The 17,825-nt window shown below is 70.3% G+C and carries 18 protein-coding genes; 10 read left to right on the top strand and 8 right to left on the bottom strand.

The genetic code is table 11. The features are described from left to right. Positions 1 to 16 precede the first annotated feature (16 nt). Positions 17 to 1,573, bottom strand: a complete 1,557-nt coding sequence (locus ACGFH9_RS05040) for an FAD-dependent oxidoreductase (protein WP_393215493.1) — start codon at positions 1,571 to 1,573, stop codon at positions 17 to 19. A 29-nt stretch (positions 1,574 to 1,602) separates the two neighbouring features. Then, entirely contained in the window at positions 1,603 to 2,085 is a 483-nt protein-coding gene (locus ACGFH9_RS05045) for an MSMEG_6728 family protein (protein WP_393215496.1), read from the bottom strand. A gap of 94 nt (positions 2,086 to 2,179) precedes the next feature. Here ACGFH9_RS05045 and ACGFH9_RS05050 point away from each other — a divergent pair, with 94 nt between their 5' ends. From ACGFH9_RS05050 to ACGFH9_RS05060, 3 genes are read left to right on the top strand one after another with little or no spacing between them, the layout of a single operon-like run. Further along, the gene (locus ACGFH9_RS05050) at positions 2,180 to 4,165 is read left to right on the top strand and encodes a potassium channel family protein (protein WP_393215499.1); all 1,986 of its coding nucleotides are present in this window, start codon (positions 2,180 to 2,182) and stop codon (positions 4,163 to 4,165) included. A 53-nt stretch (positions 4,166 to 4,218) separates the two neighbouring features. Further along, the gene (locus ACGFH9_RS05055) at positions 4,219 to 4,518 is read left to right on the top strand and encodes a type II toxin-antitoxin system Phd/YefM family antitoxin (RefSeq protein ID WP_393215502.1); all 300 of its coding nucleotides are present in this window, start codon (positions 4,219 to 4,221) and stop codon (positions 4,516 to 4,518) included. After that, positions 4,515 to 4,757 carry a type II toxin-antitoxin system RelE/ParE family toxin gene (locus ACGFH9_RS05060; RefSeq protein ID WP_393215505.1) on the top strand — a complete coding sequence of 81 codons (243 nt, stop codon included), beginning with the start codon at positions 4,515 to 4,517 and terminating at the stop codon, positions 4,755 to 4,757. Before ACGFH9_RS05055 ends, ACGFH9_RS05060 begins: the two co-directional genes overlap by 4 nt. Positions 4,758 to 4,785: 28 nt before the next feature. On the opposite strand, the gene ACGFH9_RS05065 is transcribed toward ACGFH9_RS05060, so the two are convergent. Then, on the bottom strand, positions 4,786 to 6,021 hold the full coding sequence (locus ACGFH9_RS05065) for an APC family permease (protein ID WP_393215508.1): 1,236 nt from the start codon (positions 6,019 to 6,021) through the stop codon (positions 4,786 to 4,788). 11 nt (positions 6,022 to 6,032) lie between these two features. Beyond that, a complete protein-coding gene (locus ACGFH9_RS05070; RefSeq protein ID WP_393215971.1) occupies positions 6,033 to 6,770 on the bottom strand; it encodes a phosphatase PAP2 family protein in 738 nt (245 codons plus the stop codon). Positions 6,771 to 6,890: 120 nt separating this feature from the next. Between ACGFH9_RS05070 and ACGFH9_RS05075 the strand changes: the two genes are divergently transcribed. Further along, a complete protein-coding gene (locus tag ACGFH9_RS05075) occupies positions 6,891 to 8,114 on the top strand; it encodes a DUF4032 domain-containing protein (protein WP_393215511.1) in 1,224 nt (407 codons plus the stop codon). 16 nt (positions 8,115 to 8,130) lie between these two features. On the opposite strand, the gene nagA is transcribed toward ACGFH9_RS05075, so the two are convergent. From nagA to ACGFH9_RS05090, 3 genes are read right to left on the bottom strand one after another with little or no spacing between them, the layout of a single operon-like run. Continuing rightward, complete coding sequence (gene nagA, locus ACGFH9_RS05080; RefSeq protein ID WP_393215514.1) at positions 8,131 to 9,240, bottom strand: N-acetylglucosamine-6-phosphate deacetylase; 1,110 nt, start codon at positions 9,238 to 9,240, stop codon at positions 8,131 to 8,133. After that, the gene (locus tag ACGFH9_RS05085) at positions 9,237 to 10,187 is read right to left on the bottom strand and encodes an ROK family protein (protein ID WP_393215517.1); all 951 of its coding nucleotides are present in this window, start codon (positions 10,185 to 10,187) and stop codon (positions 9,237 to 9,239) included. The genes nagA and ACGFH9_RS05085 overlap by 4 nt, the downstream gene beginning before the upstream one ends. Beyond that, positions 10,184 to 11,113 carry an SIS domain-containing protein gene (locus ACGFH9_RS05090; RefSeq protein WP_393215520.1) on the bottom strand — a complete coding sequence of 310 codons (930 nt, stop codon included), beginning with the start codon at positions 11,111 to 11,113 and terminating at the stop codon, positions 10,184 to 10,186. The genes ACGFH9_RS05085 and ACGFH9_RS05090 overlap by 4 nt, the downstream gene beginning before the upstream one ends. Positions 11,114 to 11,315: 202 nt before the next feature. Here ACGFH9_RS05090 and ACGFH9_RS05095 point away from each other — a divergent pair, with 202 nt between their 5' ends. The 3 genes from ACGFH9_RS05095 (at position 11,316) to ACGFH9_RS05105 (ending at position 14,245) form a co-directional block, all read left to right on the top strand. Next, positions 11,316 to 12,101 (top strand): DeoR/GlpR family DNA-binding transcription regulator, encoded by a 786-nt coding sequence (locus ACGFH9_RS05095; RefSeq protein WP_088987368.1) that lies wholly within the window; start codon positions 11,316 to 11,318, stop codon positions 12,099 to 12,101. A 120-nt stretch (positions 12,102 to 12,221) separates the two neighbouring features. Further along, positions 12,222 to 13,232, top strand: coding sequence for an ABC transporter ATP-binding protein (locus ACGFH9_RS05100; protein WP_393215524.1), 1,011 nt, complete (start codon positions 12,222 to 12,224; stop codon positions 13,230 to 13,232). Beyond that, positions 13,229 to 14,245 carry an ABC transporter permease subunit gene (locus ACGFH9_RS05105; protein ID WP_393215527.1) on the top strand — a complete coding sequence of 339 codons (1,017 nt, stop codon included), beginning with the start codon at positions 13,229 to 13,231 and terminating at the stop codon, positions 14,243 to 14,245. The genes ACGFH9_RS05100 and ACGFH9_RS05105 overlap by 4 nt, the downstream gene beginning before the upstream one ends. Positions 14,246 to 14,295: 50 nt before the next feature. On the opposite strand, the gene ACGFH9_RS05110 is transcribed toward ACGFH9_RS05105, so the two are convergent. After that, positions 14,296 to 15,228 (bottom strand): LysR family transcriptional regulator, encoded by a 933-nt coding sequence (locus ACGFH9_RS05110; protein ID WP_393215530.1) that lies wholly within the window; start codon positions 15,226 to 15,228, stop codon positions 14,296 to 14,298. A 139-nt stretch (positions 15,229 to 15,367) separates the two neighbouring features. On the opposite strand from ACGFH9_RS05110, the gene ACGFH9_RS05115 reads away from it, so the two are divergent. The 3 genes from ACGFH9_RS05115 to ACGFH9_RS05125 are packed head-to-tail and all read left to right on the top strand — an operon-like array spanning position 15,368 to position 17,825. Further along, complete coding sequence (locus ACGFH9_RS05115) at positions 15,368 to 16,369, top strand: glutamate ABC transporter substrate-binding protein (protein WP_393215533.1); 1,002 nt, start codon at positions 15,368 to 15,370, stop codon at positions 16,367 to 16,369. An 8-nt stretch (positions 16,370 to 16,377) separates the two neighbouring features. Continuing rightward, entirely contained in the window at positions 16,378 to 17,019 is a 642-nt protein-coding gene (locus ACGFH9_RS05120; protein WP_393215536.1) for an amino acid ABC transporter permease, read from the top strand. Next, positions 17,016 to 17,825 carry an amino acid ABC transporter permease gene (locus tag ACGFH9_RS05125; RefSeq protein ID WP_393215539.1) on the top strand — a complete coding sequence of 270 codons (810 nt, stop codon included), beginning with the start codon at positions 17,016 to 17,018 and terminating at the stop codon, positions 17,823 to 17,825. Before ACGFH9_RS05120 ends, ACGFH9_RS05125 begins: the two co-directional genes overlap by 4 nt.

A 17,825-nucleotide genomic window follows, 5' to 3' on the forward strand; every position in this document is an offset into this window, starting at 1 on the left:
GGCAGCGTACCGTCGCTTATGTAGCTTTTTGTCGGTTTGGGGTGCCTCGCCCCGCCAGCAGGCCACGCGGGCGGACCGAGCGCACCGGCTCGCCCGCGACGCCCTGCTCGCGCAGGATGTGGTTCGCCGCGATGATCCCGGTGGACGCGGACCGTTCCATCAGGGCGGTCGGGAAGTCCGTGGCGATCCCGTCGCCGGCCAGATAGACACCGGGAGCCTCGGTGCGGACCCCGGGACGCCAGGCGTGGCTGCCCGGCGTGAACGCCGGCGCCTGCGCCTCCACCCGGGCGCGCAGCTCCCGGACCCGCAGGTCAGCCGCCTCCGGCCAGAGTGCCGCCAGCTCTCTGCGCATCCGCTCGGCCAACTCCTCGGCCGGCACACCGGGCTCGCAGGCGTACGCGTGCAGCTCGACCACCGAACCGCCGGTCCGGCGCGCCCAGCGCCGCGACTCGTTCTCCAGCCGGTGGTACAACGTCACCGAGTCCAGTGTGGGCTGCCGGGACACCCCGCTGAACACCGCCCGGTCGGCGGCGACGTCACCGTCGCACCAGTACCGTGCCACCGCGTACGGCGGGCCGGGCGTGCCGAAGCTGGACATCCGCGCCGCTAGCCCCGGTGCCCCCGCGATCAGGTCGGGGGAGGCCGCCACCAGCGCGGCGAGCGCAGGCGGATCGACGGCCAGCACCACGTGGGCCGCCCGGTGGTGGTCACTGCCGTCGGTGGTCGTCACCCGCCAGCCGTCGCCGTCACGGTGCACCCCGGTCACTCCGGAGCGGGTGAGCACGCGACCGCCGTGCTTCTCCAAATGCCCGGTCAGCGGCTGCCAGATTGCCGTCGCGTAATCCTCGTCGGGGCAGTCGAAGGCCAGCCCCTCCGGGTTGCCGAGCAGGTAGAAGTGGAACTGGGCGACCATCTCGGCGGCCGACATCTCCGCCTCGTGGTTGAAGAACGAGTGCGAGAAGACCTCGAACAGCATCGCCCGCGCCCGATCCGGCAGCCGCAGCGAGGCCAGCAACTCGTCGGCGGTGGTGTCGTCCAGCTCCGCGTAGGTGCGCACCGGGTCGTAGGTGAGCAGCGGCAGCGCCGCGTCCCGGTCCATCGACCGTAGATCAGCCAGGCGCAGGCTGGGACTGCGCAGCAGCAGCGCCAGCAGGTTCGCCGGGGGCGCGGGAGGCAGCCTGCCGAACTCCTCGGTCGGCCACTCGGCGCTCAGGATCGGATAGCCCGGGATCGGTTTGAGAAAGCCCAGGTCAGGCTCGACGCGGCGGAGGATGGACCGCCAGTTGTAGTACTGCCGGAAGAACGCGTGGAAGCCGTGCTCGTTCTGCTGTTCCCCGTCGGGCAGGGCCTCGGGCCAGGCGCCCAGCCGTCCGCCGACGGTCGGTGCCGCCTCCAGCACCGTCACGTCCACGCCGCGTTCGGCGAGCACCACCGCCGCCGACATGCCGGCGATCCCACCGCCGACCACGACCGCCGTGACCGGTTGCGGCACGCGGTCGGCGCCAGCACCGCCCGGGTCCACCAGGTGCTGGCGTACGCCGATAAGCCGACCCACCACACGCGACAGCGCCACGGGTACCTCCCTCGTCTGCCGCCAGTCTCCTACGGCAGGCAGCGCCGCGCCCGGTCGGACGCGGGCCAGACGTACTCCAGGTCGTCCGGTGTGTCGACGCCGAAGATCGGAACGTAGTGCGTCGGGTCCTTGCGGATCAGCGACGATCGGTGGCTCAGGTGCAGGTCGTCGCGGCCGAGCCAGGACGGCAGGTCACCCGCCTGGGCCAGCTCGTCCTGGGTGCGTACGACACCTGCTCCGCACGCGGCGGCGAGGTCGACGGTCAGCGTCGTGGCGCAGGTGTCGGCCCGGCCCGGCTCGGTCCAGACCGCGCACATGTCCAGCCCGTAGCGGGTCAACGCCTCCTCGTACCCGGCCCACATCTTCACCGCCGGGTGGTTACGCCAGCCGTACCCCGGCCAGGTGAGCCCGCGCAACACCTGGATGGCCTCCACCCGCTGCTTGCCCAGCCGCTTCTGGTCCAGCACGCGGGCGCTGGCCAGAAAGTCCGGGTACGGGAGGAAGGTCTGCATGGCAGTGCTCTACCCACCGTCCGGGTCGCCATGCCTGCCCGGGGACGAACCGGGCGGGGTCGCCCGGGGTGTTCGTGCTGGTTACGATCCGGGCATGGCGGAGCCGTGGCGGGACCGGGCGCGACGGGCGGTCGAGTGGAACTGGCGGCTCCGCTCCGTCGGCGACCCGCGCCCGCACTACGTGATCTGCGGCCGGGACGCCCTCGCCTACTACGTGGCCCGCGCGATGCTCGAATCCGACCTTCCCGTCGGCGGCGCACGGGTGACCGTCGTGGTACCGGAGCGCTACCGCAGCACCGGTCCGGACGTGGCCGGCCTGCGCGGTGTCCGCGTGATCCGCTCGGAGCGCCTGGACGTGGCGACCTTCGAGGCGGCCGGGCTGGCCGGCGCGACCGGGTTGGCCCTGCTGCACCAGGACGACGTGGGCAACCTGCACGCCGCGCTCTGTGCCCAGGCCGTCGACCAGCGGGTCCGCCAGGTGCTGCGGATGTTCAACGGCACCCTCGCCGACGGCGTCCGCAAGCTGATCAAGGCACCCGTCGAGGTGCTCTCCGACGCCGAGATGGCGGCCCCGGCGTTCGTGGCCGCCGCACTCGGCGAGGTCGACCCCAGCTCCTTCCAACACCGGGACAAGACGTTGCGGGTGGCGCGCCGTGCCGACGTCCGGGCGCAGGACGTGGTGTGCGCGCTGGCCCGCCCCGACGGGCAGCAGGGGGTGGAGCTGTTGCCTACCGAGCAGGCCGGCGCGGACCTGGTGCTCGCCGAGGCGACCGGCCAGCCGCCGGGCACCGAGGTCGCCGCGCGGCGGCTGGTCCGGGCCCGACGTCGACGACGTCCGGTCGCGGTGCTGCTGCGGGCCCTACGCGGCTTCGCCACCCGCAAGATCGGCATCGCGGTGATGGTGGTGCTCGCGGTGATCGCGGTGCTGGGCGCGCTGATCTCCCGCGCCGAGGACGTCTCGCCGTTGGAGGCGCTGTACCTGACGCTCGTCACCACGCTCAGCGGCGCCGACCCGGACACCGGCAAGGCCGCCGACGCCCAGATCATGCAGGTGGTGCTCAACCTGGCGGGGCTCGCACTGATCCCGCTGATCACCGCTGTGGTCGTGGACGGCATCGTCAACGCCCGGCTCGCCCTGCACACCGGTCTGCTGCAACCGGCTCGCGCCGGGCACGTCGTGGTGATCGGCCTCGGCAACGTCGGCACGCGGGTCATGGCCCAGCTGCGCGAGTACGACGTCGAGGTCGTGGCTATCGACAAGGACCCGGCACCGCGCGGAGCGACCCTGGCCCGGCAGTTGGAGGTGCCCCTGGTCATTGGTGACGCCGCGCTGCCCGAGACCCTGGCCGCCGCGTCGGTCGCGAACTGTCAGGCGCTGGTGGTGGCGTCCACCGACGACGTCGCCAACCTGGAGGCGGCGTTGGCGGCCCGTGATCTCCGCGACGACCTGCGGGTGGTGCTGCGGCTCTTCGACGGTGACTTCGCCGAGCGGGTGGAGGAGACCTTCGCTCTCGGGGTGTCCCGCTCGGTCTCCTATCTGGCCGCGCCCGCCTTCATCGGCGCGCTCACCGAACGCGCGGTCATCACCACCATCCCGGTCGACCGGCACGCGCTTCCGGTCGCCGAGGTGCCGGTCGCCGCCGGTTCCGAGCTGGACGGTCGGCCGCTGGACACGGTGAACCGGGACGGGCAGGTCCGGCTGATCGCCCGGACTCCGACCGGCGGGGCAAAGACGATCTGGTGGAAGGACCTCGACCCGCGGCAGGTGATCTTCGCCGGTGACCGGCTCACCGTGGTCGCCCGCCGACGTGGCCTGGACTGGCTGACCCGGCAGTGCGCCCCGCCCGCCGGCCCGGTCCCGATTCCCCGGGAGGGTGGGCCGGCCCACGGTGGGGCTGACACACCAACGACGACATCTCCCTCGATCCCGAGCCCGATCGCCCCCGGGATCGTCACGTCCGCGCCTGGCGCGGACCCTCTTCTCTCTCCGGCCGAAGGTGCTTCCGCGACCGCCAATGGTGGGGTAGCGCCGGAAGTCGAGCGGACCAGCCGGCGTCAAGGGCTTTCGGAAGGAATTTGAGCTGGGCATGTCCAGCGATGGGGTAGCGCGGTACCGCGTGGTACGTTTCTCGTATGGACAGGATCACGCTGCGAGAGTTCCGCGACGGCGCGGGTCGAGTGCTGGATGGTGTCGAGCGCACGGGGGAGCCGGTGATCATCACAAAGTACGAACGGCCCGTCGCCGTACTCATCGGCATCGACGAGTGGGAAGAGATCGAGGCGTTCCGGGATCGCCGCGATTCAGCAGCGATCGCACGGTCACGCGCCGAGGGCCAGTTCGTGCCGCTGTCGGCGGCACTGGAGTCGCTCGGGGTCGATCCTCAGGAGGTTGAGGCGCTGCTGGCCGAGCGAGCCAAGGGCGAGGCGGCGTGAAGGTTCAGGTCGACCGGGACGTGCTGGTTTGGCTGCACAAGCAGCCGCGCAACGTGTTCCTTACCGTTTTGGGAGCAATCCTCGGCCTGGTCTCAGACCCCGCTCCGCAAAGCTCGACAGAGATGCGTGACGGATCAGGGCGCCGTTTGCGGGTCGGTGACTATCGGATCCTTTATCGCCTCGACGGCGACGAGTTGACGAGCCACGATGTTGGTCACCGTAAGGATGTGTACTCATGAATCACGCCGCCCAGGCCACCGCTGCGTCTTAGCCACGCATCCGCAGGGCGAAGAAAACGGCCCCGGCGGCGAGTACGCCGAAGCCGGCGACGACACTGCCGAGCGGCAGGTTGACCGCGAGCACCAGGCAGCCGACCAGCCCGAACCCGGCGAGCACCTGCCCCGGTAGCCGTCGCCCCCGGTCCCGCCCCAACGTGAGCGCCGCCGCGTTGGTGATCGCGTAGTAGACCAGCACCGTGCAGCTCGAAAAGCCGATCGCCTGCCGCACGTCGCCGAGCAGCACCACCGCGATCACCACGGCGGCGACGGCCAGCTCGGCGCGGTGCGGCACCCGGTGCACGGGATGCACGGCGGCCAGCGCGCCGGGCAGGTCGTGCCGGCGGGCCATCGCGAGCGTGGTGCGGCCGACCCCGGCGACCAGGGAGAGCAGCACCCCGACGACGGCGACGGTCGCCCCGGCGCGGACCATCCAGGCCAGACCCGGCAACCCGGCGGCGGTCACCACGTCGACCAGGGGCGCTGCGGACGCGGCCAGCCGGTCGGCACCGAGCACGCCGAGCGTGATCACGGCCAGCGCCAGGTAGATCGCGAGCACCGCCCCGAGCGCCAGCGGCACCGCGCGCGGGATGGTCCGCTCCGGGTCGCGGACCTCCTCGCCGAGCGTGGCGATCCGCGCGTACCCGGCGAAGGCGAAGAACAGCAGCCCGGCGGCGGTGAGCACACCCCGCGCGGAGCCGCCGGGGTCGGCCAGCCGGTCCAGGTGCACCGGCCCGCCGACCAGACCGACGACCGCGACGAGGGCCAGCACGGCGAGTACCAGCGCGACCAGCGCCTTTGTGGCGGTGGCCGTCTTGCCGATGCCGCGCAGGTTCACGGCGGTGACCGCGAGCACCGCGCCGACGGCGACCAGCCGGGCCTGCCCCGGCCACAGGTACGCCCCGATGGTCGACGCCATCGCCGCGCAGCTCGCCGTCTTGCCGACCACGAACCCCCAGCCCGCGACGAATCCCGCCAGCGGTCCGAGGCGTTCCCGGCCGTAGACGTAGGTGCCGCCGGACTCCGGGTAGCGGGCCGCCAGGCGCGCCGAGCTGGTCGCGTTGCAGAAGGCGACGAAGCCGGCGAGCAGCAGCGCGGGCAGCAGTCCGGCACCGCCGGCCGCCGCCGCGGCGGGGCCGAAGACCACGAAGACGCCCGCGCCGAGCATCGAGCCCAACCCGATGACGACCGCATCGCGTACGCCCAGCCGCCGCGCCAGTCGATCCACGAGCCGAAACCCTAGGTGTACGACGTGAACGGCCGGTCCCACTCGCGTAACCGGCCGGGGAGCGGCAGATCGTCCCACGGCACCCGGTGCAGCAGCCGGTCCAGGAGCAGGCCCAGCAGCAGTCCGGCCACCGAGTCGGTCAGCCAGTGCCAGCCCAGGTAGGTCGTGGTGGTGAGGACCACCAGCGGCGGCACGATGCGGATCACGGTGACGAGCCGTGCCGGCAGGTGTCGGCCGAAGCTGCGGGCCAGCGGAGCGAGCAGCAGTGCGATGACGCCGTACCAGACGATGGCGTTGGCGACGTGCCCCGACGGGTAGGACTGCGCGAACCGCACCGGCAGGTCGTCGTGGAACAGCGGCAGGGTCTGCTCGGGCGTCAGGAACGGCTCCTTGCTGCTCGCGCTCGGCGCTGCCCGGGCCGTCCACACCTTGAGCGGACCGATCGTCAGGTAGGTCAGGATGAATCCGACCACCGGCGGCAGGATCGGCCGGATCGACCGCAGCCGGACCGCCAGCAGCACACCCAGCCCGGCGGCGATCAGGGTCAGCGGGGTGCCCTGGCCGAGGTGATTCAGCACCCAAGCCACCCAGTAGGCGACTGTCGGTCGATGCCCGTCGGCCCAGTCGGCGACCGCCCGGTCCAATCCGAAGAGTTGATCGGCGGCGAGGGCCACCGTCAACCCCACCAATCCGGCCAGCAGGAGGGCGTCGAACCACCAGCCGGCCGGGCGGACAGGCCGTAGCCGCAGGTCACGTCGTACACCCGTGGGTTTGAGCACGCGACCACGCTACCGGCCCGGCGCGAGGCCGGGGTCCGCGGCGCTGTGGGCCCAGCCACGATGTGAGGCGGATGCGGGGGCCGAGGCGTCATGCTTGTCCCCGTGCGGATCACATCTGCCCTCGTCGACCCGGCGCTTCTCGACCTGCCCTGGTCGACACCGCTGGAGGAATGGCCTGCCCAGCATCTGGTGGCCCTGCCGCAGGGCATCTCCCGGCACATCGTCCGGTTCGTCCGGTTGGGCGACTACGTGTACGCCTTCAAGGAGACCCGGGAGCGGATCGCCGAGCGGGAGTACGACCTGCTCCGGTCGCTGGAGCGGATCGACTTTCCCTCGGTCGAGGCGGTGGCGGTCGTCGCCGACCGGCAGACCGACGACGGGGAACCCCTCGAGTCGGTGCTGATCACCCGGCACCTCCAGTTCTCGCTGCCGTACCGGGCGCTCTTCTCGCACACCCTGCGGCCGGAGACGATGAGCCGGCTGCTCGACGCGCTCGCCGCCCTGATCGTGCGGATGCACCTGACCGGCTTCTTCTGGGGCGACTGCTCGCTGTCGAACACGCTGTTCCGCCGGGACGCGGGAGCCTTCGCCGCCTACCTCGTCGACGCCGAGACGGGGGCGCTGCACCAGTCGCTCTCCAACGGTCAGCGTGGCGAGGACCTGGAGATCGCCCGGGTGAACATCTTCGGGGAGGCGCTGGACCTGCAGGCCGCCGGCCTGCTGCACGAGTCCATCGACCCGGAGGTGGTCTGCGAGGAGGTCGTGCAGCGCTACGAGCGGCTGTGGCACGAGATCACCTATGAGCAGGCGATCGAGCGGGAGGCCCGGCACGACATCGAGGGCCGGATCCGTCGCCTCAACGACCTGGGTTTCGACGTTGCCGAGGTGGCCATGTCGAGTGCCGAGGACGGGCGTTACCTGGTCCGGCCGAAGGTCGTCGACGCCGGCTACCACACCCGGCGGCTGCTGCGGCTGACCGGCCTCGACGCCGAGGAGAACCAGGCCCGCAAGCTGCTCAACGACCTGGACGCCTACCGCGCGGAGAGCGACCTGACCGACGAGCAGCAGGCGGCGCACCGCTGGCTGACCGAGGTCTTCGAGCCGGTGGTCCGGGCCGTGCCCGCGCACCTGCGACACAAGCTGGAGCCGCAGGAGCTGTTCGCGCAGATCATCGAGCACAAGTGGCTGCTCTCCGAGCGGGCCGGCCGGGACGTCGGGATGGCGCCCGCCGTGCAGACGTACCTGGCGGACGTGCTGGTGCACCGCCCCGACGAACAGGCCGTCCTCGGCGTCGACGCCCCCGCCCTGAGCTGAGCCGACTGCCGCTTCGTCACTCCACCCAGGAGCCTGCGCGCAGCACCCGCACGACGTTCAGCTCGTCGTCGAGCACGACGAGGTCGGAGCGGAGGCCGACCTGGAGGGCACCGAGCCGGTCGCCCAGACCGATCGCGCGCGCCGGGGTGGTCGCTGCCATCCGGGCGGCGTCGGCCATCGGGATTCCGGCGTGCACCGCGTGCCGCAGCGCCGCGTCCATGGTCAGCGTGCTGCCGGCGATTGCGCCGTCGCGGGCGAGCCGGGCCACGCCGTCGGTCACCGTGACGGCCTGACCGCCCAACTCGTACTCACCGTCGGCCATCCCGGCGGCGGCCATCGCGTCGGTGATCAGCGCGGCCCGGTCGGGTCCGGCGGTCGTCGTGGTGAAGGTCAGCATGCCGTCGTGCAGGTGCACGCCGTCGGCGACCAGTTCGCAGACCACTGTGGACGCGTCGAGCAGGGCCACCACCGGGCCCGGCTCACGGTGGTGCACCGGGCGCATGCCGTTGAACAGGTGCGTTCCCACGCTCGCCCCGGCGGCGATCGCGGCCCGGGTCTGCTCGTAGGTGGCGTCGGTGTGGCCCACGGCTGCCACCACGCGCTGCGCGGTGAGCAGCTTGATCGCCTCCAGCGCGCCGTCGCGCTCCGGGGCGAGGGTGACCATGCGGATCGCGCCGCGGCCCAGCTCGATCAGCTCGGCCAGCTCGTCGGTCGACGGGTCGCGCAGGTACTCGGGGTTCTGCGCGCCGCAGCGGTCGGCGGAGAGGTAGGGGCCCTCGAAGTGGATTCCCGCCAGCACACCCTCGTCGACGAGCGGGGCGAACGCCTCGGTGGCCGAGCGCATCACCTCCAAGGGCGCGCTGACCAGGCTGGCCAACAGCGTGGTGGTGCCGTGTCCCAGGTGGAAGGCGGCCGCCGCGCGGGCCTGGTCGGCGTCCCCGGTGGTGAAGGTGTGCCCGCCGCCGCCGTGCGTGTGCATGTCGACGAGGCCCGGCAGGATCCAGTGCCCGTCGCGGACCGACGGATACTCGGCCACGGCGGTGATCCGTTCACCGTCCCACTCGACGCACCCCTGCCGGATGACACCGTTCGGGGTCACCACTCGGCCGTTCACCCGTTCGGTCATCGTTCCTCCTGATGGTCAAGCACGGTCAGGGTGTCCAGCGCGAGGAGAGCGGCGCCCAGGCAGCCCGCCTCGTCGCCGAGGGCCGCCGCGACGAGACGCGGCTCCCGGTGGAAGGTCATCCGGTCGTGCAGGGCCGCCCGCAGGGGGACGAGCAGCAGGTCACCCGCCTGGGCGAGACCGCCGCCGAGCACGATCGTCGTCACGTCGAACAGCGCCTGCCCGGTGGCGAGGCCGTCGGCGAGTGCCTCGACGGCAGCTCGCCAGACTCCGGCGGCGAGTGGTTCGCCGGCCGCGGCCCGTTCCGCGACGGCGGCCGCCGTCGCCGGGGCATCGGGGCTGCCGCCGGCCAGTTCGGTGTAGCGCCGGCCGATCGCGGACGCCGAGGCGACCGCCTCCAGGCAACCGGGTCGCCCGCATCCGCAGCGTGGGCCGTCGGGTCGGACCATGATGTGGCCGATCTCGCCGGCCGCGCCGTGCGCGCCGACGGCTGCCACCCCGCCGACGACGTGCGCGGCGGCGATGCCGGTACCGATCGCCACGAAGAGCACGTGGTCGGCGCCGCGTCCGGCGCCGAGCCGGGCCTCGGCGAGACCACCGACGCGTACGTCGTGGCCGAGCGCGGTGGGCAGTCCGAGCCGCCGCACCGCCAGGTCCCGCAGCGGTACGTCCCGGAAGCCCACGTTCGCCGACCACACCGCGACCCCGCGTGCCTCGTCCACCACCCCGGGGACCGCGACGCCGATCGCGACCGGGGTGAGGCCGTCGGCGCGGGCCTTGGCGGCCAGTCCCTCGGCGACGTCGAGGATGGTGTCGACCACGGCGGCCGGGCCGCGCGCGGCGTCGGTGGGGTGTCGTTCGGTGCGTACGGCGACACCGTCCGGCCGGACCAGGGCGCACTTCATGCCGGTGCCGCCGATGTCCAGCGCCACGACCACCCGGTCGCTCATGCGAGTACCACGGACCGGGACAGGTGTCGGGGCGCGTCCGGGTCGAGGCCACGGCTGGTCGCCAGGGCGACCGCGAAGCGCTGGGCCAGGATCAGGTCGGCCATCGGGTCGACCGGGGTGCGACCGGCCGACCAGCTGCCGAGCACCGTGCGCCAACCGTGCGTACGGCTGTGCACGAAGGCGGCGCCGGTGGCGGCGACGTCCTCGGGCAGCCCGTCGGGCAGCTCGCCGAACGCCCAGACCAACCGGCCCGGGGCGGCGATCGAGATGGGACCGTGTCGGTAGTCCATCGCGGGGTAGGCCTCGGCCCAGAAGGTGGCCGCCTCCCGGCACTTGAGCGCGGCCTCCTGGGCGAGGCCGACCGTCCAGCCGCGACCGAGGAAGGTGGCCTGCCCGATGGTGGCCGGGTCGATCGGCAGCGGGGAGCGCACCGCCACCTCGGCGTCGGCGGCGAGCGCGGTCACCGGGTCGCCGAGGTGCGCGCGCAGCAGGGCCAGCGCGGTCGTCGCGAAGCGGGTCTGCACCACCGACCGCTCGTCGGCGAAGGGCATGGTCACCGCAGCGGCGGCCAGGTCGACGGCCGGTGCCGCCGGATCGCCGACGATGACGGTGGTGGGCGTACGACCGCGTAGCGCGGCGAGCAGCTCCAGTACCTCGGTGGTGGTGCCGGAGCGGGTGATCGCGATGAGCCGGTCGTAGTGGCGGCCGGTGGGGAACTCGGACGCCTGGAACGCGTCGGTCTCGCCCTGGCCGACCTGCTCGCGGCGGGCCGCGTACGCCATTGCCATGAACCACGACGTGCCGCAACCGACGACGGCGACCCGCTCGCCGGGGTGCGGGAGGTCGTCGCGTACGACGTCGGACAGCGAGGCGGCCTCCCGCCAGCAGTCGGGTTGGCTCGCGATCTCCGCGTCCACGTACGCCATTGGTAACTCCTCGCAGGGCCGACCTGTCTGCGCAATACGGCTCGTTAGGGCCATATTTCGCGCGTTATTCTGCGCGAATCGGGGTGGTCGTGGCAACCGACCGGCCGATCGCGCAGACCGGCCTTTTGCGCCCGCCCAGTTTCGCGCACTAGTGTGCACGCAATCAATCACCGAGCGTGCAGTTGCTGGGAGGGTCGCCGAGGTGGACCGGTACGCCAGATGGAACGCCCTGCTGGAGATGCTGACCGACAACGGTCGGGTCAGCGTCGAGGCGGCCGCCGAGCGGCTGGACGTCTCCCAGGCCACCATCCGGCGCGACTTCGACCAGCTCGCCCAGCAGCAGATGATCACCAGAACCCGGGGTGGCGCGGTCGCCAACGGCGTGTCGTACGACCTGCCGCTGCGCTACAAGACGGCCAAGCACTCGGCCGAGAAGCAGCGGATCGGGGCCGCCGCCGCAGCGCTGGTCACGCCCGGCACCGTGGTCGGCCTGAACGGCGGCACCACCAGCACGGAGGTGGCCCGGGCGCTCGCCGTCCGGCCGGACCTGAACACCAGCGCCGAAGGTGCCCAGCTCACCGTGGTGACGAACGCGCTGAACATCGCCAACGAGCTGCTCGTGCGGTCGCGGATGAAGGTCGTGGTGGCCGGCGGCGTGGTGCGCCCGAAGTCGTTCGAGCTGGTCGGCCCGCTGGGCGGCGCATTGCTGCGTGAGGTCACCCTCGACGTCGCCCTGCTCGGCGTGGACGCGATCGACCCGCAGCTCGGTGCCGCCGCCCATCACGAGGGGGAGGCGGCCATGAACAACCTGATGGTGGCCCGTGCCAAGCGGGTCGTGATCATCGCGGACTCGTCCAAGTTGGGCGGTCACGCCTTCGCCCGGATCTGCCCGGTCGAGCGGGTCGAGACGCTGGTGACCGACTCCGGGGCCGCGCCCGAGGTGGTGGAGGCGTTCCGGGCCGCCGGCGTGCAGGTCGTCTGCGCCTGAACGGTCACGCTCCGTCGATGGTATGCATCGACCGGCGTGTCAATGCATACCGCGTATTGCGCATCGCTGCATACCGCGTATGGTGTCGGCTGTCACGCCCACCATCGGGGGAGGTGCAGCTTGCCAGCTGTCCTGGAGATCGAAGGTCTACGTAAGACGTACAAGAGTCGTCGACGCGGCACCCGCAACGCGCTCGACGGCTTCGACATGCGGGTCGACGCGGGGCAGGTGCATGGCTTCCTGGGTCCCAACGGGTCCGGTAAGACCACCACTCTGCGTACGCTTCTCGGCCTGATCCGACCCGACGGCGGACGGATGACGCTGCTCGGGCACGAGGTCCCCGACGCGCTGCCCACGGTCGCCGGCCAGGTCGGCGCGATCGTCGAGAGCCCACAGTTCTTTCCGCACTTCACGGCACGGGACACACTGTCCCTGCTGGCGGGTGCGGGCGAGGTGCCCGCAACACGGGTCGACGAGGTCCTGGAACTCGTCGGGCTGCGCGACCGGTCCGGCGAGCGGGTCAAGACGTACTCACTGGGCATGAAGCAGCGGCTCGCCGTCGCGTCCGCCCTGCTGAAGAACCCGAAGCTGCTCATCCTCGACGAGCCGGCCAACGGCCTCGACCCGGGCGGCATCCGGGAGATGCGCACGCTGATGCGCACCCTCGCCGAATCCGGCATGACCGTGGTGCTGTCCAGCCACATCCTCGGCGAGATCCAGCTCATCTGCGACTCGGTCACCATCATCTCGCTCGGCCGGCGGGTCGCCTTCGGCCCGGTCGACGAGGTGCTCGCCCAGCACTCGTCCGGCGCGGTCCGGGTCCGCCTGGAGGCGGTCAGCGACCTGCCGACGGCCACCGAGGCCCTCACCCGGGCGGGTGTCCGGGTCACCGGGCACCCGGACCACCTGATGCTGACCGGCGTCGACAAGCCGGCCACCATCACCCGGCTGCTCGCCGAGCAGCACCTGTACGTCAGTGAGCTGGCTCCGATCGCGGTCGATCTGGAGAGTGTCTTCCTCGAACTGACCGCCACCGCGCCGGTCCCCGGCCAGCACCGGCAGGTCGACGAGTCCACGAGGGTCGGTGGGACGGGTCAGCCCGGCGCCACCGGGGGAGGGTGGGGCGCGTGAGCCTCTATCGGACGGAGCTGCGCCGACTGACCAAGCGGCGCTTCACCCGCTACATGACGCTGCTCGGCCTGCTGGTGCTGGCCGCGGTGGTGGTCGGTGTCTTCTTCACCAACCAGAAGATCGACGCCAGTCAGATCGCCAAGGCCGAGCGGCAGGCCGACCAGCAGTACCAGGAGCAGGTCCGCTACAGCGAGCAGGATCGGGTCAACTGCGAGCAGGCCAAGAAGGCCGGCACGTCGAACGACGGTCGCTACCCCGAGGACTGTTCGATGATCACGCCTCCGTCGCGGGACCAGATCGAGGCGGAGTGGTTCCTGCCGTCGACGTTCAACTTCCGCGAGACCTTCGACGAGACACTGGTCCCGTTCGCGGCGATCCTCGCCCTGGTCGGGTTCGTGGTCGGCGCGTCCTTCGTCGGGGCCGAGTGGAGCACCGGCGGCATGATGAACCTGCTGCTCTGGCGGCCGAAGCGGCTCACCGTACTGCTCACCAAGCTGGCCGCGCTGCTCACCGGCATCCTGGCGGTGACGCTGCCTGCCGCGGTGTTGTGGTTCGCCGGATTCTGGGCGGTCGCCAGCTTCCGAGGCAGCACCGAGAAGATGACCTCGGGCGTCTGGCAGTCGTTCGCGCTGACCGGGTTGCGGGGCGTGGCGCTGGTGCTTGTCATCACCACCATCGGCTTCGCGCTGGCCTCGCTGGGTCGGCACACCGCGATGGCCCTCGGCGGTGTCGTGGCGCTGATGGTGGTCGGCCAGTTCGGCCTCGGCATCCTGCTGGCGATGGCGAACGTCAAGTTCGCCGAGGCGTGGCTGCTGCCCACGTACGCGCTGGCCTGGATGACGAAGACGGTCAAGCTGGAGAACTGGCAGTCCTGCAACGCGACCTACTACGGCGAGTGCAAGCCGGAGACGATGGACATCACCTGGCAGCAGTCGTCCGTGCTGTTCTCGATCGGGCTCGTGGTGATCCTCGGCGCGGCGCTCTGGGCGATGCGTCGCCGCGACATCTCCTGAGCGTCCGGCAGCAGCGGAAGCCCCTGAACCGCCGGGGGCTTCCGCTGCTCTCACAGGGTTGCGCTGGCACTACGTGCGGTCAGCTGAGCTTGCACTCGCTGAGCCGCATCGCGTAGAGCTGTCACCACCGCCTCGACCGCCGTGGATTGTGCCCTCCTGACACCCATGGAGATGTAGATCCGTCGACGCGGCCAGTTTCTCAGCGGCACGGCTTTCAGCCGGGGGTCGAGGTGGGTGGCGATCGCCAGCTCATTCATCAGAGTGATGCCGACACCGGCGGCCACCAGGTTCTGGATGGCGACGATGTCAGAGGCGGTGACGACGATGCGTGGCTGGAATCCGGCTGCCTCGCAGGCCGCGGTGAAGCGGTCGCGCACACTCTCCATCACCCATGATTCCTGCGACAGGTCCGCGAAGTCGATCTCTGGTTGATCAGCTAGCGGATGACCGTGGGGAAGCAGAACACACCTCCGATCGCTCATCAGAGGAATCCGGCGCAGCTTCTGTTCATCGGGGCTGGCGGCCTCATTCGCCCAGTCGCACATGACCGCGAGGTCGACCTCGTTGCTGACGACGAGCGGTGTAGCCTCGGCCGGCTCCAACTGCCGGACGACGACCTTCGTCGGTGTGCCCTGCCCGGCGAGCAGGTCCAGCATGACGGGCACAAGCGTGGAGCAGCTGCTCTGGAAGGCAGCGAGGCGGATCACCGTCCCGGTGTCGGCGTTGAGCGCGGCGATATCGGCCTCGGCCGCGGAGAGCGCCGCGAGGACGACGTCGGCATGGCCGGCCAGCCGCCGACCTGCTTCGGTCAGGCGAACAGTGCGGCCGGCATGCACCACCAGGGGCGTCCCGGCGGCTCGCTCGAGCTGACGCATCTGGTAACTCACCGCAGGCTGCGTGTAGCCCAGGGCACTGGCGGCGGCCGTGTACGAGCCGGTACGTGCCACCTGGGTCAGGGTGAGCAGCTGGCGTGCGTCAAACATGAGGGAAGCATATAAACCTACCTGATCGGTAGGTTAAATCTTTCTATTGGACGGTCGCTCCCGGAGCCGCCACGCTTGCCCGTGGGGCCGCTCGTGCCCCCACCCCGTCGAGCACATCACACCGGCGGCCAGGTTCGAGGTGGTCGCCGGCTTCGAAAGGTTGGCAATGGCACTCCTTCACACCCCTTCGACAGGGGCGTTGGCCAGAACAGGGATCAGGTTCACCGGCACAGTGGCGGCTCTGCTGCTGGCTGCGACCATCGCCGGCTGCGGTGGGCAGAGCGCCGCACTCCCGGGCGGGCAGAGTGGCACCTCCGCAGGAGGCGACAGCATCGAGAAGGTGCTTGCCGAGGCCCCGATCGCGGCACCCAACCTCATCTCCGCCGGCACCACCATGGCCACAATCAAGGAGAAGGGGGTACTGACGGTCGGCGGCACCGAGACCGCGGCGCTCTTCTCGCTGCGCGATCCGTTGACCGGCAAACTCACCGGCTTCGATGCGACTCTGTCGCAACTGCTGGCGAAGTACATCACCGGTAAGCCGGAGACGAAGCTGGTCCAGGTCACGGCGCAGACCAGGGAGCTGCTGCTGCAGAACCGAACCGTTGACACCGTCTTCGCCACGTACACGATCACTCCGGCCCGAGCCGAGAAGATCTCGTTCGCGGGACCGTACTACAGCTCGGGTACCTCCATCCTCGTCAAGAAAAATCGAACCGACATCAAGCAGGTGACGGATCTCGCCGGCAAGTCGGTGGCGACCCAGGCCAACTCAACCGCTGCGGCGACCTTGGCCAAGCAGGTTCCGGACGCGAAGGTGTTGCTCCTCGGCAGCAACGACGAGTGCGTGCAGGCCGTTCGGCAGGGACGCGCCGAGGCATACGTGATCGATCAGGCGATCCTGGTTGGCGATGTGGCCCGCAACCCGGAACTCAAGGTGGTCGGCAACCCCTTCACCACGGAGCCGTACGGCATTGGCCTACCGCCCGGCGACGCCCAGTTCAAGACTTTCGTCAACGACTGGCTGCGGTCGATCGTCGCATCCGGGCTCTGGGAGCGAACCTGGAAGTTGACTGTGGGAACGGCGGTCGAGGGCGCAGCGCCGACGCCACCGCAGCCGGGATCCGTGGCCGGGAGTTAGTGCCGTCGATGGACGTCGTTGGCCACCTTGGCCCGCTGTGGGATGGTCTTCTGGTCACTCTCCAGTTGACCATCCTGTCCTTCGTTGGGGCGCTGTTCCTGGGCGTCGTGCTGGCCGTCATGCGAATCTCTCCCATTCTACCGTTGCGGGCACTGGCCGGCGTCTACGTGGAGGTGGTCCGCAATGTTCCCCTGCTCGTCCTACTGGTGATCTTTGTCTTCGGGTTACCAGAGATCGGCATCATCTACTCGCTATTCTTCACCGTGGTGACAGCCATGGCCCTCTATGGGGCGGCTTTCGTGTGCGAGACGGTGCGTACAGGCGTGGCTACCGTGTCAGTCAATGAAGCCGAAGCGGCGCGGGCGCTCGGGATGACGACATCGCAGACGATCTGGTACGTCATCCTGCCGCGGTCCTTGCGCGCGATGATTCAGCCGCTCGGAAACGTCTTCATCTCGATTGCCCTCAGTAGCTCGCTGGCGGCAGCCGTGGGTGTGAGTGAATTGACCGGGAAGACTGACATGATCAATCTGGAATACGCGGACGCCGGCTTGACGCTTCTGATCAGTGGTGCGCTCTACATCGGGATCACCTTGAGTGGGGGTCTCTTCTTTGGCTGGTTGGAGCGACGGTTGGCAGTCGGCCAATGAGAACCGAAGTTCATCGTCTGTTCGATCCACCCGGTCCGCGGGCAATACGCCGCAACCGCGTCATCACCGTCGCCGTCGCCCTGGTGCTGCCGGCACTTGCGCTGTTGGTGATTTCGCGGTTCGCCGCCGCCGGTCAACTCGAGCCGGGGAAATGGTCCACCTTCGGACAGTGGCCGGTTGTTCGATACCTCCTCGACGGCGTGGGAAAGACGCTCCTCGCGACCGCGGTCGCCACCGGCCTGACCGTGCCCATTGGTCTGCTCGTCGCGCTCGCCAGGTTGGCGCGCAATCCGGTGCCCCGACTACTCGCTGCTGCGTACGTCGAACTGTTTCGCGCGGTGCCGGTCCTGTTGCTGCTGTTCGCCTGCATGATTGCGCTGCCTCGCTACGGCATGCGGATGCCGATATTCTGGCAACTCGTCGTTCCGGTTACGCTGTCCAATATCGCGGTGATCGCCGAGATATTCCGGGCCGGCATCATCGCGTTGCCTCGGGGGCAGACTGAGGCGTCGTACGCCATTGGCATGTCATATTGGCAGTCGATGCGCCTCGTGCTGATTCCGCAAGCTGTCCGTCGGCTCCGGCCCGCGCTCGTGACTCAACTCGTGCGGCTACTGAAGGAGAGCACGCTCGGCTTCGTGGTCAGTTACACGGAGTTGTTGTACGCGGGCAAGGTGCTTGGCGAATACACCCATGCGCTGATCCAGACCTACCTGGTCATAGCGGTCATCTATATCGCTATCAATTCTCTGCTCTCGTGGTTCGCGGGAGCGCTTGAACGTAGGTCAGCACTGAAAGCCTACTAG

Source organism: Micromonospora sp. NPDC049102 (assembly GCF_043197485.1).
Taxonomy (GTDB): Bacteria; Actinomycetota; Actinomycetes; order Mycobacteriales; family Micromonosporaceae; genus Micromonospora.

What these genes read in the sequence shown, in the direction of transcription:
- nagA (WP_393215514.1), bottom strand. Translation starts at nt 9,240, where the DNA reads ATGACCGAACGGGTGAACGGCCGAGTGGTGACCCCGAACGGTGTCATC.
- ACGFH9_RS05085 (WP_393215517.1), bottom strand. Translation starts at nt 10,187, where the DNA reads ATGAGCGACCGGGTGGTCGTGGCGCTGGACATCGGCGGCACCGGCATG.
- ACGFH9_RS05050 (WP_393215499.1), top strand. Translation starts at nt 2,180, where the DNA reads ATGGCGGAGCCGTGGCGGGACCGGGCGCGACGGGCGGTCGAGTGGAAC.
- ACGFH9_RS05110 (WP_393215530.1), bottom strand. Translation starts at nt 15,228, where the DNA reads ATGTTTGACGCACGCCAGCTGCTCACCCTGACCCAGGTGGCACGTACC.
- ACGFH9_RS05055 (WP_393215502.1), top strand. Translation starts at nt 4,219, where the DNA reads ATGGACAGGATCACGCTGCGAGAGTTCCGCGACGGCGCGGGTCGAGTG.
- ACGFH9_RS05045 (WP_393215496.1), bottom strand. Translation starts at nt 2,085, where the DNA reads ATGCAGACCTTCCTCCCGTACCCGGACTTTCTGGCCAGCGCCCGCGTG.
- ACGFH9_RS05075 (WP_393215511.1), top strand. Translation starts at nt 6,891, where the DNA reads ATGCTTGTCCCCGTGCGGATCACATCTGCCCTCGTCGACCCGGCGCTT.
- ACGFH9_RS05090 (WP_393215520.1), bottom strand. Translation starts at nt 11,113, where the DNA reads ATGGCGTACGTGGACGCGGAGATCGCGAGCCAACCCGACTGCTGGCGG.
- ACGFH9_RS05125 (WP_393215539.1), top strand. Translation starts at nt 17,016, where the DNA reads ATGAGAACCGAAGTTCATCGTCTGTTCGATCCACCCGGTCCGCGGGCA.
- ACGFH9_RS05120 (WP_393215536.1), top strand. Translation starts at nt 16,378, where the DNA reads ATGGACGTCGTTGGCCACCTTGGCCCGCTGTGGGATGGTCTTCTGGTC.